This is a genomic window from Alloiococcus sp. CFN-8, from assembly GCF_049943125.1.
Classification (GTDB): Bacteria; Bacillota; Clostridia; order Clostridiales; family Clostridiaceae; genus JAEXZL01.
Genome location: NZ_CP188040.1, coordinates 3,731,773 through 3,747,994, shown reverse-complemented (window position 1 = coordinate 3,747,994; position 16,222 = coordinate 3,731,773). Strand labels below are relative to the sequence as shown.

14 protein-coding genes and 1 other annotated feature are annotated in these 16,222 nt (G+C 34.3%); of the genes, 10 read left to right on the top strand and 4 right to left on the bottom strand.

What is annotated here, in order from left to right; translation table 11 throughout:
• Positions 1 to 8: 8 nt before the first annotated feature.
• The gene (locus tag ACPWSR_RS17735) at positions 9 to 1,331 is read right to left on the bottom strand and encodes a MurT ligase domain-containing protein (protein WP_426349554.1); all 1,323 of its coding nucleotides are present in this window, start codon (positions 1,329 to 1,331) and stop codon (positions 9 to 11) included.
• 315 nt (positions 1,332 to 1,646) lie between these two features.
• On the opposite strand from ACPWSR_RS17735, the gene pckA reads away from it, so the two are divergent.
• The 6 genes from pckA (at position 1,647) to pflA (ending at position 9,447) form a co-directional block, all read left to right on the top strand.
• Positions 1,647 to 3,158 (top strand): phosphoenolpyruvate carboxykinase (ATP), encoded by a 1,512-nt coding sequence (pckA, locus tag ACPWSR_RS17730; protein ID WP_426349553.1) that lies wholly within the window; start codon positions 1,647 to 1,649, stop codon positions 3,156 to 3,158.
• A gap of 122 nt (positions 3,159 to 3,280) precedes the next feature.
• Entirely contained in the window at positions 3,281 to 4,084 is an 804-nt protein-coding gene (locus tag ACPWSR_RS17725) for an undecaprenyl-diphosphate phosphatase (protein ID WP_426349552.1), read from the top strand.
• Between the two features lie 258 nt (positions 4,085 to 4,342).
• On the top strand, positions 4,343 to 5,440 hold the full coding sequence (locus tag ACPWSR_RS17720; RefSeq protein WP_426349551.1) for a 6-phosphofructokinase: 1,098 nt from the start codon (positions 4,343 to 4,345) through the stop codon (positions 5,438 to 5,440).
• Between the two features lie 104 nt (positions 5,441 to 5,544).
• Positions 5,545 to 6,318: a serine hydrolase gene (locus ACPWSR_RS17715; RefSeq protein WP_426349550.1), complete on the top strand. Its 774-nt coding sequence runs from the start codon at positions 5,545 to 5,547 to the stop codon at positions 6,316 to 6,318.
• A 128-nt stretch (positions 6,319 to 6,446) separates the two neighbouring features.
• The gene (gene pflB, locus ACPWSR_RS17710; RefSeq protein WP_426349549.1) at positions 6,447 to 8,675 is read left to right on the top strand and encodes a formate C-acetyltransferase; all 2,229 of its coding nucleotides are present in this window, start codon (positions 6,447 to 6,449) and stop codon (positions 8,673 to 8,675) included.
• A gap of 55 nt (positions 8,676 to 8,730) precedes the next feature.
• On the top strand, positions 8,731 to 9,447 hold the full coding sequence (gene pflA / locus ACPWSR_RS17705) for a pyruvate formate-lyase-activating protein (protein WP_426349548.1): 717 nt from the start codon (positions 8,731 to 8,733) through the stop codon (positions 9,445 to 9,447).
• Positions 9,448 to 9,486: 39 nt separating this feature from the next.
• Here pflA and rd read toward each other — a convergent pair whose 3' ends face one another.
• The 3 genes from rd to rocF form a co-directional block, all read right to left on the bottom strand.
• Entirely contained in the window at positions 9,487 to 9,648 is a 162-nt protein-coding gene (rd, locus tag ACPWSR_RS17700) for a rubredoxin (RefSeq protein WP_426349547.1), read from the bottom strand.
• Positions 9,649 to 9,783: 135 nt separating this feature from the next.
• Positions 9,784 to 10,395 carry an exonuclease domain-containing protein gene (locus tag ACPWSR_RS17695; protein WP_426349546.1) on the bottom strand — a complete coding sequence of 204 codons (612 nt, stop codon included), beginning with the start codon at positions 10,393 to 10,395 and terminating at the stop codon, positions 9,784 to 9,786.
• Positions 10,396 to 10,434: 39 nt separating this feature from the next.
• A complete protein-coding gene (gene rocF, locus ACPWSR_RS17690; protein ID WP_426349545.1) occupies positions 10,435 to 11,337 on the bottom strand; it encodes an arginase in 903 nt (300 codons plus the stop codon).
• Between the two features lie 382 nt (positions 11,338 to 11,719).
• Here rocF and ACPWSR_RS17685 point away from each other — a divergent pair, with 382 nt between their 5' ends.
• The 4 genes from ACPWSR_RS17685 (at position 11,720) to argS (ending at position 16,177) form a co-directional block, all read left to right on the top strand.
• Positions 11,720 to 12,667, top strand: a complete 948-nt coding sequence (locus tag ACPWSR_RS17685) for an L-lactate dehydrogenase (protein ID WP_426349544.1) — start codon at positions 11,720 to 11,722, stop codon at positions 12,665 to 12,667.
• A 207-nt stretch (positions 12,668 to 12,874) separates the two neighbouring features.
• Positions 12,875 to 13,522 (top strand): site-2 protease family protein, encoded by a 648-nt coding sequence (locus ACPWSR_RS17680; protein WP_426349543.1) that lies wholly within the window; start codon positions 12,875 to 12,877, stop codon positions 13,520 to 13,522.
• A gap of 9 nt (positions 13,523 to 13,531) precedes the next feature.
• Complete coding sequence (gene trmB / locus ACPWSR_RS17675) at positions 13,532 to 14,173, top strand: tRNA (guanosine(46)-N7)-methyltransferase TrmB (protein WP_426349542.1); 642 nt, start codon at positions 13,532 to 13,534, stop codon at positions 14,171 to 14,173.
• A gap of 63 nt (positions 14,174 to 14,236) precedes the next feature.
• Positions 14,237 to 14,440 (top strand) — a binding site (T-box leader).
• Between the two features lie 45 nt (positions 14,441 to 14,485).
• On the top strand, positions 14,486 to 16,177 hold the full coding sequence (gene argS / locus ACPWSR_RS17670) for an arginine--tRNA ligase (RefSeq protein ID WP_426349541.1): 1,692 nt from the start codon (positions 14,486 to 14,488) through the stop codon (positions 16,175 to 16,177).
• The last annotated feature ends 45 nt before the right edge of the window (positions 16,178 to 16,222 follow it).

The following is a 16,222-nucleotide window of genomic DNA, read 5'->3' as shown; positions in this document are numbered from 1 at the left end:
CAACCTCCTTACCATAATTTCTTTATAAAGCCCTTGGAATAAAGATATTTTCTGTAATTGATCATAGCGGTATAGGTTGCTAAAACATAAATTATATCTCCCTTGGCATTTTTAAGACTCTCTGTGAGCTTATCGTAATCTTGACATAAGAGAAATTTATCCTTATCTAGTCCTGCTGTTTTAAGCCTAACAGCCATGTCATAGAGTCTTTCTCCACCGATAAATATGTCGTCATAATTTACTTCTCTAAAGGCTTCAAAATTAACATCCCATATCCAGGAAATATCTGTACCATCAGCATAATTGTCATTTAGTAAAAAAGCCAAGGATGCCTTACTGTCGTCAAGCATAATAGTATCAATTGCTTGATTATATCCAGCGGGGTTTTTTACTAGTATAATTTTTGCTTTTTTATCACCTATTAATATATTTTCCTGTCTTCCAAAGCTTGAGTTTTGCTTTTCTAAGGAGTCTTGAAGGGATTTTTCTGACAAACCAAGCTCCTTACCAATGGAGTAGGCACATAATGCATTATAGATATTATATACTCCTCCTTGGTTTAAATTAATTACAGTACCATTAATTGTGAAGGAGGAGCTTTCAGAGGTCATTTCCATTATTGAGTCAAGCTGATATTTTAAAGCAGGGCGTTTATAGCCACAACTATCACAATAGAAGTCTCCTAAATGATTATAGGTAATAAAGTTATATTTATAGGGTGATTTGCAAACCTTGCAGAATTTTGCATCTGCATTTATATCAATCTCTTTGTTAGGATTTGAAGAGGTATTAAAACCGTAATATAGGATATTGTTGTTAAGAGGAAGCTTTCCTAAAAGAGACTCATCTCCATTTAAAACCAAGGTGCTTTCAGGGGACTTAACTACTCCCTCTAATATTTTGTTTAAAGTCGTATAAACCTCTCCATATCTATCTAGTTGATCTCTAAAAAGATTGGTTATAGTAATAATTTTCGGTTTTAGCTTTTCTGTAATGAACTTAACATTAGCTTCATCTACCTCAATTACTGCATATCTTTCTTCTTTTTGATTAAAGAAGCTAAAGTTTGCTATAAAACAAGATACTATGCCTGGTAGCATATTAGCCCCTGTTTCGTTAGTAATAACCTTTAAGCCTTGTTCCTTTAAAGCATTAGATAACATGCTAGTGGTGGTAGTTTTTCCATTGGTACCAGTTATAAGGATAACCTTGTAATTATCTGCTATGTATTCTAATATATTTGGATCAATCTTTAAGGCGATTTTACCTGGAAAGTTGCTGCCTCCCTTGAGAAGATGTTTTGAAAGAAATTGAGTTATATTAGAAGCCACTATGGCTAATATTGATTTAATCTTGATAGTAACACCACCTAACATTTGTATAAATTAAAACTATTATGAGTATATCATAAAAGTATTTCTATTCCTAGCATCAATAATTCATTGGTTAAGTAATTAAAATACTATTTTAATGAAGCTTATATATTCCAAATATGCTATATAATAGTGAGTATATTTATCGAATTTAACTCATAATGATTACAAAGTTGCACAAAGTGAAATTTATAATCAAAAAAATAGTTTTTTTCTTGCAAAAATTCAAAAGAGATGGAATAATAGTATTACAATGCTTATGGGAGGATACTTATGATTATTTATAAAGATTCAGTTATATGTGAAAAGGTTTACGAGGGTTTGAATCCAGTACAGCTTATTGAACAAGCTATAAAAAGAGGAGAGGGAGAACTTACAGATACTGGGGCTCTGTCTATTAAAACAGGTTGCTATACCGGAAGGTCTCCTAAGGATAGGTATATAGTAAAGGATGAAATTACTGATGATACAATAAATTGGGGAAGTGTTAATAGACCTATTACCGAAGCAATCTATGATGATTTACTATGGTCTATAAAGAATTATCTTAAGGATAAAGAAGTTTTCGCTGTTAATGGACGAGTTGGTGCAGCAGCTGATTATTCTTATAATGTAAGATGCATCTGTGAATATGCTTCACAGGCTTTATTTTGTAGCCAGCTATTTATAAAAGGAATAGATATTGCAAATAGGGATGGTTTTACTGTTATCTCTGCTCCTGGGTTTAAAGCTGATAAGGATAAATATAATCTCAACTCGGAAGCCTTTATAATACTTAACTTAAAGGATAAAACAATAATAATTGGTGGTACTCAATACAGTGGAGAAATTAAAAAGGCAATATTTACAGCTATGAATTTCTTCCTGCCTCAAAGAGGGGTGCTACCGATGCATTGCTCTGCTAATGAAGGAAAAGATGGTGACGTGGCTATCCTTTTTGGCCTATCAGGCACTGGTAAAACCACATTGTCTGCAGATCCTAATAGAGCTCTTATTGGAGATGATGAGCATGGTTGGAGTGATGATGGGATATTTAACTTTGAAGGAGGCTGTTATGCAAAAGCAATAAATTTATCTAGGGATAGAGAAAAGGATATATATGATGCTATAAGGCTTGGAAGTGTTCTGGAAAATGTTGTGCTAGATAATGAAAACATTCCACAATATGATGATGATTCATTAACTGAAAATACTAGAGCGGCTTATCCATTGAATTATATCAATAATATAAAGGATGATGGAAGAGGAGGAATACCTAGGGTAATATTATTCCTTACCGCCGATGCATTTGGGGTAATACCACCTATATCAAAGCTGACAAAGGAGCAGGCGATGTATTATTTCCTCTCTGGTTATACTAGTAAAGTTGCGGGGACAGAAAGAGGACTTAAGGAACCAGAGGCTACCTTCTCCACTTGCTTTGGAGAACCCTTTATGCCTTTACACCCTAAAAAATATGCAAAGCTCCTAGGAGAGAAAATAGATAAATATGGTGTAAGAGTATATATGGTAAATACTGGATGGATTGAAGGACCATACGGAACAGGTAGAAGAATACCTTTAAAATATACCAGGGCTATGGTTTCAGCTGCTGTGGATGGAACTCTAGAGGAGATGGGATGGAGGCTTCATGAGGGATTAGATTTATTGGTTCCAAAGAGCTGCCCTATGGTTCCTGAGGAGCTATTGATACCGGAAAATACTTGGAAGAATAAAGAGGATTATTTTGCTTCGATGAATAGTCTAAAAGAAAAATTTCAAAAGAATTATAAAAGATATCTATAAAAGGTATTCTCAATATGTAAAAACTGTGATGATGAATCACAGTTTTTTTTATCGGATAAATAGACATATAATTACTTTAATGGTTATAATTATAATAACTCTATGGTATGAGGGGGATGAAAATGGATTTTGTTCAAATTTTTAAAAATCTTATATATGCTATGCTAATTGGGGGCTCTTATTATCTACCAATATCTTATTCTGAAAAAAAGGGGATTTTAAACCTTCTGATTACAGTCTACGATGATGGTATAATTATGCTAATAAAAGGAATGGGAATCATTGGTGCATCAATAGCGGTGATCTTCTTATATAGAACAAGGTTTAATCCTTTGAAAACAGGGGAGAATCACTTTGATATTAAGCTGTGGAAGAATATTGTGTTTGGTTCATTACCTTCAATGGTAGCTATTGTTTTATTTAAGAGTAAGGAGAGCTATTTGATAGGTGTTCGCAATGTTAATTATATTATAATAATTATTGTAGCTATTTTGTTTATTATAACTGAGAGATTATACAAAAAGAATAGGATAAAAGGTTCTAAAATTATCAGAATTGAAAGGGTTGCATTAAAAAATGTATTAATTTTAGGAATAATACAGTGTGTTCTTTTATCTTTTGGGATATCTCCTGTAATAGGAGGAATGATAGGCTGCTGGCTTATAGGTGTTTCTACTTATTCTGGCATAGAGTACTCTCTTATAAGCTCACTGTGTATATATATAATAAATCTGTTAGTTTCCTTCCTTTCATTAGATGCTGTATTATTAAACTCAGAGGTTATTTTAACATATCTCCTAGTGATTTTAGTTTCCTTTTTAATGTCACTTCTTACAATAGATTTATTAATAGCTTTAGGAAAGAAGAAAAGTCTTAGAATCTTCGCCTTTATTAACCTGCTCATTGGTGTTATATATTTATTTTAGAAATGAGGATTTTCAATTTTATTATCACTTTTGTAGAATTTTATAATTTTAATTATTAAATATGCCATAATTGACAAATATTATAAATATACTTTAAAAAACTTCTGTACTGTGGTATTCTACAACATAGAAATATCTATCTATAAACACAGTAAAATTAAGCTTCTAATTCACTTGTTTAAGTAGTATTGTAAGTAATATTAGCAGCAGGCTTAATTATTAATTGTAGCTGCTAAATATAAGCAAGGGGGAAATTTCATGACACAGGATATCAAAAGGATAGCTTTATTGACCGGCGGCGGTGATTGTCCCGGTTTGAATGCAGTTATTAGAGCTGTTACTAGAACAGCAATACTTCAGTATGGATACGAAGTAGTAGGCTACAGATATGGTTATAGAGGACTATACAACAACGATTATATTCCATTAACTTTAGATACAGTATCAGGGATACTTCACAAAGGGGGAACGATTCTTTACAGTTCAAATAAGGACAATCTATTCGATTATACTGTGGAGGAAAATGGAGTTCCTGTAAAGAAGGATGTTTCTGATGTAGCTGTTGAAAATCTAAAAAAAGCTGGAATAGATGCATTAGTAGTAATCGGAGGGGATGGAACCCTTACCAGCGCTAGAGATTTCTCTAGAAAGGGTGTAAAGGTTATCGGCGTTCCTAAGACCATAGATAATGATTTAGCTGCGACAGATGTTACCTTTGGTTTTAATACAGCTATAGATATTGCAACGGAGGCTCTTGATAGACTACACACCACGGCAGAATCTCATCATAGAATCATGGTATGTGAAGTTATGGGCAGAAACGCTGGTTGGATTGCTCTTCATTCAGGTATTGCAGGCTCTGCAGATGTTATTTTGATACCAGAAATACCTTACGATATTAATAAGGTAGCTGAAAAGATTTATGCAAGGCAGGAAGCTGGAAGACCTTTTAGCATAATAGTTGTTGCAGAGGGAGCTAAAGCTAAGGATGGAGAGGTTACTGTAAGTAAGATAGTTGCGGATAGTCCAGATCCCATAAGATTAGGCGGAGTTGGTAATAAAATAGCTGTTGATCTTGAAGGAATTGTGAAAGGACATGAAATCCGTGCTACAATATTAGGCCACGTACAGAGAGGTGGTAATACCTCTACCTATGATAGAATTTTATCTACAAGATATGGGGTAGCAGCAGCAGAGCTTATCAATGCTGGTAAATTTGGAAATATGGTATCCCTAAGGGGTAATGATATATCCAGTGTTCCTCTAGAAGAGGTTATTGGTAAGGATAAAAATGTAGACCCTCAGGGTGAACTGGTAAATATGGCTAAAAAAATAGGAATCTCTTTTGGAGCATAAAGGTTAAGCATCAGATTTCTGATGCTTTTCTTTACGAGCTTTAACTTTGAAATTATTTTAACATATGTTATAATACGATATATACTACATTACTGGAGGATACTATGAAAGAAATAAAAAAATATTTCGAATCTAGAGCAGGAAAATATAGCTTTTATTTCGAGGATATCAGCAGCGGTTACGTTTACGGCTACAATGAAAACGTTCCTATGATAGCAGCTGGATGTATAAAACTACCCATTGCTTTAGCGCTACTAAAGGAAGTAGAGAGGGGTAATTATACTTTAGAAGATAAGCATTATATTAATGAATCTGATAAGGTTTTCGGTACCGGAATTATCTATGAGCTAGGTGAGAGAGAATATACATTAAAAGAGCTTATAGCAGCTATGCTTATTCAAAGTGATAATACTGCTTCAAATAAAATAATCAGTATAGTAGGAATGAAAAAGATAAATGACAATTTTAAAGAGCTTGGATTGAAAAATACCATCTTAAAAAGTAAAACCTCCGATGTATCTAAGGATGAAGAGGAAAATATAAGCACCAGCTATGATTTGAGTCTTTGCTGGAAAGCATTGATGAACAATACTTATCTTTCAAAAGAGAATAGTGAAGGCTTGATTAATCTTCTAAGTAGGCAGCAGTTAAAGAGTAAAAGCACTCTTTACATTTCAGAGGATTTAAAAAGCTATATATCCAATAAAACTGGAGATAAGACTTCAATTGAAAATGACACTATGCTCATAAGGCTACAAAAAGGCAACTTTACCTTCACAGTGATGAGTTCAGAGGTTCCTAATAGTGTATATGGCTTAGTTACTTTAGCAAAAGCAGGGAAGATGATGTGGGACAGTATAAATAATCTATGGATTTAAGTCGTAATATTGCGACTTAAATTTTTTTGTAAAATAATTAATAATAAGTATTACATAATTCTTAGTGTTGTTATATAATATATATTGTTAGTCAGCAAGTGTTTACAAATTAACAAAGGAGGATGTATATGAATATACAATGGCAGGGGTTTAATTCAGGTAGTTGGATGAAGGAAATTGACGTAAGAAATTTTATTCAAAAAAATTATACTCCTTATGAAGGAGATAAGAACTTCCTTCAAGGACCTACTGATAGAACCAAGGCAGTATGGGATGAAATGTTAGAGCTTCTTAAGAAAGAAAGAGAAAAGGGAGTTCTAGATGTAGAAGTTAATAAGGTGTCTGGCATCGATAACTATGATGCAGGATATATAGATAAAGAAAATGAAGTGATTTATGGTCTTCAGACTGATGCTCCACTAAAAAGAATTGTAAATCCATTTGGTGGAATGAGAATGGTTCATACTTCTCTGGAGGCTTATGATTATAAATTAAATGAAGATATTGATAAATATTTTAACCAATATAGAAAGACACATAATCAGGGAGTTTTTGACGCTTATACTGATGAAACAAGAGCTGCCCGTTCTGCAGGACTTTTAACAGGTCTTCCAGATGCCTATGGTAGAGGAAGAATTATTGGCGATTACAGAAGAATACCACTATATGGTATAGACTTTCTTATAGAGAAGAAAAAAGAGGATTTAAAAAACCTTAAGGGTGATATGCTTGAGGCATTAATACAAAAAAGAGAAGAAGTTACAGAGCAAATCAGAGCACTAGAAATGATGAAATCTATGGCGCAAAAATATGGCATAGATATTTCAAAGCCTGCCGCAACAGCTAAAGAAGCTGTACAAGCTCTTTATTTAGGTTATTTAGCTGCTGTTAAGGAAAGCAACGGTGCTGCAATGTCCTTGGGAAGAACAAGCACCTTCTTAGATATATATATCGAAAGAGACTTAAAGGCTGGTTTAATAACTGAGCAGGAGGCTCAGGAGCTTATTGATCAGTTTATTATAAAGCTTAGAATTGTAAGACATTTAAGGACTCCTGAATATGACGATCTATTTGCTGGAGACCCTACCTGGGTAACAGAATCAATTGGAGGAATGGGTGTTAACGGAAAGACTCTTGTAACAAAGAATTCCTATAGATACCTTCACACACTAATTAATTTAGGACCTGCACCAGAGCCAAATATGACAGTGCTATGGTCAGAGAATTTACCTGAGGACTTTAAGAAATTCTGTGCAGAGATGTCAATACTAACAGACTCTATACAATATGAGAATGACGACCTTATGAGACCAATGTTTGGCGATGACTATGCAATTGCTTGCTGTGTATCTGCAATGACTGTAGGAAAGCAGATGCAGTATTTTGGAGCAAGATGTAATCTAGCTAAGGCACTTCTTTATTCAATAAATGGTGGCGTTGATGAAAAGAAGGGGAAGCTTGTAATTAAAGGCGTTGAAAAAAATAATGATGACATTCTGGATTATGATAAGGTTAAGGCTGGTTTCTTTGATGTAATAGAGAAGGTAGCAAGGCTTTACGTAGATACTATGAATGTTATTCATTACATGCATGATAAATATGCTTATGAAGCAGGACAAATGGCTCTTCACGATACAGAGGTTGAAAGATTAATGGCCTTTGGTATAGCTGGGCTTTCAGTAGTAGCTGATTCCTTAAGTGCTATCAAGCATGCTAAGGTAAAGCCTATAAGAAATGAACAGGGAATTGCAGTTGATTTTGAGATTGAAGGAGATTTCCCTAAATATGGTAATGATGATGACAGAGTTGATGATATAGCTGTTGAGGTTGTAACTAAGTTCTCAAAGGAGCTTAAGAAGCATCCTTTAATTAGAAATGCAAAGCATACCTTATCTATATTAACAATTACCTCAAATGTAGTTTATGGTAAGAAGACAGGAGCTACCCCTGATGGAAGAAAGGCAGGAGTTGCCTTTGCACCAGGAGCTAATCCTATGCATGGAAGGGATACTCAAGGAGCACTTGCTTCTCTGAACTCTGTAGCTAAGATCCCATATGCACATATCTGTGAGGATGGTGTATCTAATACCTTCTCCATAGTTCCTGATGCTTTAGGTAAAGAGGATGAAGAAAGGAATAAAAATCTTGCAAGTGTTTTAGATGGTTATTTCACACAGGGAGCACATCATTTAAATGTTAATGTATTTAACAGAGAAACACTAATAGAAGCTATGGATCATCCAGAAAAGTATCCTCAGCTTACAATTAGAGTATCCGGCTATGCAGTATTGTTTAATAGATTATCAAGAGAACAGCAATTAGAGGTTATAAGCAGAACCTTCCATGGTTCTCTTTAAAGGAAAGGGGAATATACTTCCCCTTTTTCTATTATAAAGCTAAGGAGGAAAGGGTATGATGGGAAGAGTTCATTCTATAGAATCTATGGGTCTTGTGGATGGCCCTGGAATAAGAACAGTGGTATTTTTACAGGGGTGCTCTTTAAGGTGTGCCTTCTGTCATAATCCAGATACTTGGTCAGTAGCTGAAGGGACGGAGATGAGTCCAGAAGAGCTAGTAAAACAGATATTAAAATTTAAAAGCTATCACAAAGCATCCGGGGGAGGAGTCACTTTTTCTGGTGGAGAGCCACTGCTTCAGCCTGACTTTCTCATTGAAACCTTTAAGCTCTGTAAGGAGCAGGGAATCCATGTAGTTCTTGATACTGCTGGCTGTGGCCTTGGTAAATATGAAGAGATTCTTAAGTATGTAGATTTAATTCTTTATGATATTAAGCATATTGAGCCTAAAGGATATTTAAACCTTACCAGGCATACCATAGATGAAAGCTTAAGATTTTTAGGAGCAGCACAAAAGCTAGAAAAGAAAATGTGGATACGTCAGGTAGTTGTACCTGGTATCAATGATAATGAAGAATATATTAGAGCTTTGGCTGATATAATTAAAGGTCTTAGGGGAGTAGAGAAGGTAGAGCTTTTACCTTACCATAAAATGGGCCTTGTAAAATACGAAGTAATGAAACAGAAGTATGCATTAGATGGGGTTCCAGAGATGGATAAGCTTCGATGCAAGGAGCTTCAAGAATTACTAAGAAATTTAATAAAAAAATAAAAGACTCTGAGGAGTCTTTTATTTTTATTCTATAAGTCCTTAGTCTACTGGTGAAAACTGGTCTTTTCCAACTCCGCAAAGAGGACATACCCAATCTTCAGGTAACGCTTCAAAAGCTGTTCCTGGATTAATTCCATTATCCTCATCACCTACTGCTGGATCATAAACATATCCGCATACATCACAAATATAGCTTTTCATGTACGTACCTCCCTAATTGGTAAAAATATTATAATGTTTTTGACAAATTATATATTAATTATAACATTATAAGGAAAATTTTCAAGTTGTACGAACAAAAAAAGAAATTAACAAAATATAAACATAAAATTAACGTTATTTACCTGATAGCTTTGAAAAGTAGCCTGGAGGAATAATGCCTTTTTTTATACCTTCAATTACTATTAGATATGTAGCTGCTGTATCAAAGCGGGCATCGTGATAATTACCTGAGCCTTCAAAGAGCCTTGAAGCAGTAGAATTAATTAATTCATCGGTTATATTTAAGTATTTTACCACCTCTTCAAGACGAGGATTTTTATACTCACCTCTAGGATTTAATATCCTGCATACATTTTTATAATAGTTCATGGTACAGAATAATCTTTTCGGTTCATATATCTCTCCGATACCCTCTAGCTCATGCTTTAAAAATTTTATATCGAAGCTAACATTGTGACCGATAACCACATCTGCCTGAATAAAATCCTTCATAAACTCCTCAAAGCTATCTTCGAAATACCTTCCTTCAGAAAGAGTATATAGCTTTTCTAATGAAAAGCCATGAACAGCCTCTGCCTCAGGGGACATTTCCTCTACGGTAAAGAAGAAGTTTTTTCCTTCAGTTTTTTGTGGCTTTACAGATGAGTCTACTATGATGTAACTAAGCTGGCATATACTTCCTGGCCTTATGTTGGTAGTCTCAGTATCGAAAAATAGTAATTTCATAAAAACACCTGAATATCCTTTCCTTAAATCAATAGAAAATTACTTTAAATGTTTTGCTATAAACTTTAAAATATCTAAACAATTATTTAGTGTGAGGTCATTCTTATCAATTGATGGATTAAATTCTACGAAATCCATGGATTTAATTAACTGAGTTGAAAATATTTCGGATAATAATAGCTTAATTTCTTCTAACTTAGGTCCCTCTGCAACTGGGGTGCCAGTACCTGGTACTAATGAGGAATCTAAAGAATCTATATCAAAGCTAAGATGTACATTATTAACACCAGAAGCTTTTAACGCAGATTTAAGCTCTGACACCACTACGTCCATTCCTTTTGCTTTTATATCCTCAGAAGTCCATAGATTTAGCTTATGTTCTTCTATAAGTTTAATCTCACCTTCGTCTAAATCTCTAGCTCCAACTATATACACATTCTCAGGTTTAACCTTTACTCCATTAAAATATAGATTTATTAATCTCTCATGGCCTAAACCCATGGCAGCAGCTAAAGGCATTCCATGTATATTACCAGTAGGTGAAGTTTCATGAGTGTTGATATCACCGTGGGCATCTACCCATATAACGGCTAAATCCTTACCGAAATACTTACTTACACCTGTGAGGCTACCAAGGCCTAAGGAATGGTCTCCTCCGATAATAAATGGAAAGCTATCACTTTTTAATGAACTATATACAAGATGAGCTAAATTTTTATTTACATCAGCGACCTGTGACAAGTATTTCATATTATAATGGTCGCAGTATTTATCCTCTATGGGAAGCTTAGGAACGTATATATTACCCAAGTCGTAAATTTCGTGACCAGTATCTTCAAATATATTAAGAATCTTATGGTTTCTTAAGGTGTCTGGACCCTTTTCAACTCCAGGTCTGTCACAACCTAAAAATAATGGAACACCAATTATATTAATAGTCATATTTGTCCCCTCCACATATTTACTAAATGACATTATATATTAAAAATGTATATTTTGAAAGTAGAAATTCAATAATATCTGTTAAATGCTATAGGTATTTGCAATAAATTAATATTCTTCATAATCACTGTTACCTTATTCGTTTACCTATATAAAAACAGTAACCTCATATCTAATTATACGACATTAAACAGAAGGATTGTTATTAGTATCTTAATATTTGCAAAAGTATATTAAATTTTTTTAGTGATTAGCTTTAGTATAAGGGGTGGATTTTAGGTAAAAATAAAATATAATTCTGTGTTTTGATTTGATAGTTATTATTAATTGATATATAATAACCATGAGATAACCATTCTTTAAATTGATCGGAGGTAGTAGGATGCATATTAAAACAAATAAAATATCAATCATCGGTGCAGGTTTTGTCGGTTCTACCACTGCTTTTGCATTAATGCTGGCTGGGGTAGCCTCAGATATGGTTATAGTTGATTTAAACAAGGAAAAGGCAGAAGGAGAAGCTATGGATTTATCTCATGGAGCTCCCTTTGTAAAAGCTGTAGATATTAGAGCTGGAGATTATGAAGATACAGCAGATTCTAACATTGTAATAATTACTGCAGGTGTTAACCAAAAGCCTGGCGAGACAAGACTTGATATTGTTAATAAAAATATAAAGGTATTTGAATCTATAGTACCACAGGTAGTTAAATACAGCCCCAATTGCATTATATTAGTTGTTTCAAATCCTGTAGATGTATTAACCTACATAACCTATAAGTTATCCGGCTTCCCGGCAAATAGAGTTATAGGTTCAGGCACTGTTTTGGATACTTCAAGATTCAGATATATTCTGTCTCAAAATTTTGAAATAGATACTAGAAATGTCCATAGCTATATCATCGGTGAGCATGGGGATTCAGAAATTGCCGCCTGGAGCTTAACTAATATTGCTGGTATGAGTGCTGACGATTACTGTAAGCAGATATGTGAGGGTTGCGACACTGATTTCAAGAAACACATACCTGAACAGGTAAAGAATGCTGCTTATGAAATAATCAATAGAAAAGGTGTAACTAACTATGGAATAGCTTGTGCTGTCACTAGAATTGTAGAGGCAATATTAAGGGATGAGAAGACCATATTATCAGTATCTAGCCTCTTCAGAGGAGAGTATGGAATAGATGATGTTTATTTAGCTATCCCTAGTATAGTAGGCAGCAATGGTGTGGAGAGAATTCTAACAGCACCATTAGCTAAGGATGAAGAAGAGAGACTCCAAGAATCAGCAAGAATACTTAAGAGTGTAATAAGCGAATCTAATTTATAGAATTATCATAGAAAAGGCCTGTAGTGAGTAATATCACAGGGCTTTTTTTGTCCATAGAATAACTTATGGGTTTATAATTTATCTAGAGTGTATAGGTAACTACAGATATGTTTATGAATATTACAAAGCCTAGAATAATCTGTTGTGTAATGGGGGATATATCTTTATAATCAATATATATGTTATATAAATTTTAGGAGGACAAATATGTTTTCAAGTTTTAATATTGAAGCGATCATACTATCTATACCAGCAGTATTAATAGCCTTTACTGTCCATGAATTTGCTCATGCATATGTAGCTTACAGGCTGGGAGATAAATCTCAAAAGTTTCAAGGAAGATTGACACTAAATCCCTTTGTGCATGTAGATCCTATGGGTTTTATAATGCTTTTGATCTTTGGCTTCGGATGGGCAAAACCTGTCCAGGTTAATACAAGAGCCTTGAAAAATTATAAAAGGGATGATCTACTAGTTTCCTTGGCTGGCTGTGCTGCAAATATAATTACAGCAGCTTTATTTGCCGTTATTATTGGTTTGTTTTATAGATTTATATTCCTTTATAATAATGAGCTCTTTTCCATTATTAATAGAATTATGTTTTATACAATGACTCTAAACATAAGCCTTGCTCTTTTCAATTTATTGCCCCTACCTGGACTCGATGGCTTTAGGGTATTTGGACATATATTTCCTAAGCTCTTTTATAGAATAGGAGATGTTCTTTATAGGTATCAATCAATCATATTTTTTGTTATCATAATAACGGATATAGTACATTATATCCTTGCTGGACCTAGAGCATTTTTGTTAGGGATAATGGCAAAGATAATAAATATATTTGCTGGCATATAGGAGGCTTATATGAGACTAAGGAAAAAATGGTGGGCAAGACCAGAGATGGAAGCGAGCCCTAAGGTTGTTATAACACCATCGGAGAATAAAGGGAGATGGAAAGAAGAGTTTAATAATGATAAGGATATATTTTTAGAGCTTGGTTGCGGTAGAGGAAGATTTATTACCCATAAGGCTTTAAATAATCCTGACAATAATTACGTTGCAGTAGATTTAAAGGATGAGGTGCTTATATATGCTCTTAGAAAGCTAGAGGATAATGAGATTAGCAATGTAAGAATTGTTCCTATGAATATAGCTGGGATTGAAGAGGTCTTTGAAGAGGATGAGATAACTGGGATTTTTATAAACTTCTGCAATCCCTGGCCTAAGGAAAGGCATAAGAAGAGGAGATTAACCCATCCTAGATTTTTAGCTATGTATAAGAAGTTTCTTAAGAATCAAGGAGAGATTTGGTTCAAGACTGACGATAAAGGGTTATTTGAGGAATCCTTAGATTATTTTAAGGAGTCAGGGTTTCAGGTGATTTATCATACCTTTGATTTACATAATTCTGATTTTCAGGAAAACATCATGACAGAGTATGAAGAGAAGTTTTCCTCAAAGGGAATGAATATTATGTTTTTAATAGCAAAATATAATAAAGAGTAAACTATGCACAGTATTGATATTGACAATAATAGTATAAACCATTATAATTATTGCGACTAAAATAATTATTCTATGAAGAGAAGAGTACTTTGGTGTATGCTTACAGAGAGCTGGTGAGGGTGTGATTCCAGCAGCTAAGTCAGAGGAAGAGAGCCTTGGAGAACCTTTATGGTGCATTAGTATTGTAAAGGCGGTTGGCACCGTTAAAGCCCTAGAGTGGACTTATATAGTCAATCAGAGTGGTACCGCGGATATTCCGTCTCTTAATTTATTAAGAGACGGTTTTTTATATTTTAATAAGGAGGAATATTAATGGATTATAAAAGCATTATTGCTGCTAGAATAGAACCTTTTGTGGATATGGAGTTAACAGCAATTGAAAGATTGATAGAAATACCACCCAGAGCAGATATGGGGGACTTCGCTTTTCCTTGCTTTCAATTAGCAAAGGTTATGAGGAAGGCACCCAATATCATAGCCAAGGAGCTTAGTGAGAATATAAATAATGAAGGCTTTGAAAAAATAGAGTGTTTAGGGGCCTATCTTAACTTCTTTTTAGATAAGGCAGCCTTTACTAAGGGAATTGTTAGTGAAATTGAGACGAAGGGGGATAATTACGGTGCTTCTGAAGTTGGTCAGGGCAAAAATGTTGTAATTGATTATTCTTCACCTAATATAGCTAAGCCTTTTCACGTAGGGCATTTAGTATCTACTTCCATAGGGAATGCTCTATATAGGATGTTCAATTTTGCTGGCTACAATTCCGTTGGAGTAAATCATTTAGGAGATTGGGGAACGCAATTTGGTAAGCTGATTTCAGCTTATAAGAGATGGATAGATGAAGAGAGCCTCGAAAAGGATCCTATAAAAGAGCTTTTAAGGATTTATGTTAAGTTCCATGATGAAGCAGAAAAAGATCCTTCCTTAGAGGATGAAGGCAGAATGTATTTTAAAAAGCTTGAGGAAGGGGATGCCGAGGCTACAGAGTTATGGAAGAGATTTACTAAGCTCTCTCTTAAGGAGTTTCAGAAGGTATATGATATGCTAGGAGTAAAGTTTGATTCCTATGCAGGGGAAAGCTTCTATAATGATAAGATGGAAGCTGTAGTTCTAGAGCTTAAAGATAAGGAGCTTCTTGTTGAAAGTAACGGTGCCAGAGTTGTGGACTTAGATGAATATAACATGCCACCTTGTATAATTCTTAAATCTGATGGAGCAACTATATATGCCACAAGAGATATAGCTGCTGCTAAATATAGAAAGGATACCTACGATTTTGCACAGAATATATATGTAGTTGGTAAGGACCAGTCTCTGCACTTTAAGCAGGTATTCAAAACCCTTGAGCTAATGGGATATTCTTGGGCACAAGATTGTCGTCATGTAAGCTTTGGTCTTGTAAAATTTGCCGATAGAAAGCTCTCTACAAGGAAGGGTGAGGTAATATTCCTAGAGGATCTTTTAAAAGAATCTATAGGGAAAACTCTTGAAATAATTAATGAAAAAAACCCTTCACTGGAAAATAAGGAAGAGGTAGCTGAAAAGGTTGGAGTAGGAGCAATGATATTTACCTATTTAAAAAATTCCAGGGAAAGAGATATTGTATTTGATTGGGAGGAAATGCTATCCTTTGATGGAGAAACTGGGCCTTATGTTCAGTATACCTATGCTAGAGCTAAGAGTATTTTAAGGAAAACTGAGGATCACAATGCCTCAGCAGACTTTAGTAAGCTAGTTAGCTCTGAGGAGTTTGAACTAGCCAAAACTTTATCAAAGCTTCAAGAAGCCGTTCTTCTAGCCATAGATAAAGCTGAGCCTTCAGTGGTTACTAGATATGTAATAGATGTTGCAAAGGCCTTTAATAAATTCTATAATAGCCACTCTGTCTTAAATGTAGAGGATGACGGTATTAAGGCGGCAAGAATTGTACTCACAAGAGCTACCTGTCAGGTAATAAAAAATGCTTTAAATCTAATAGGTATTCAAACTGTAGAAAAAATGTAATTATTAATAAAATAGTCAGGGGAAATTCTTTATAAACCTTGACTA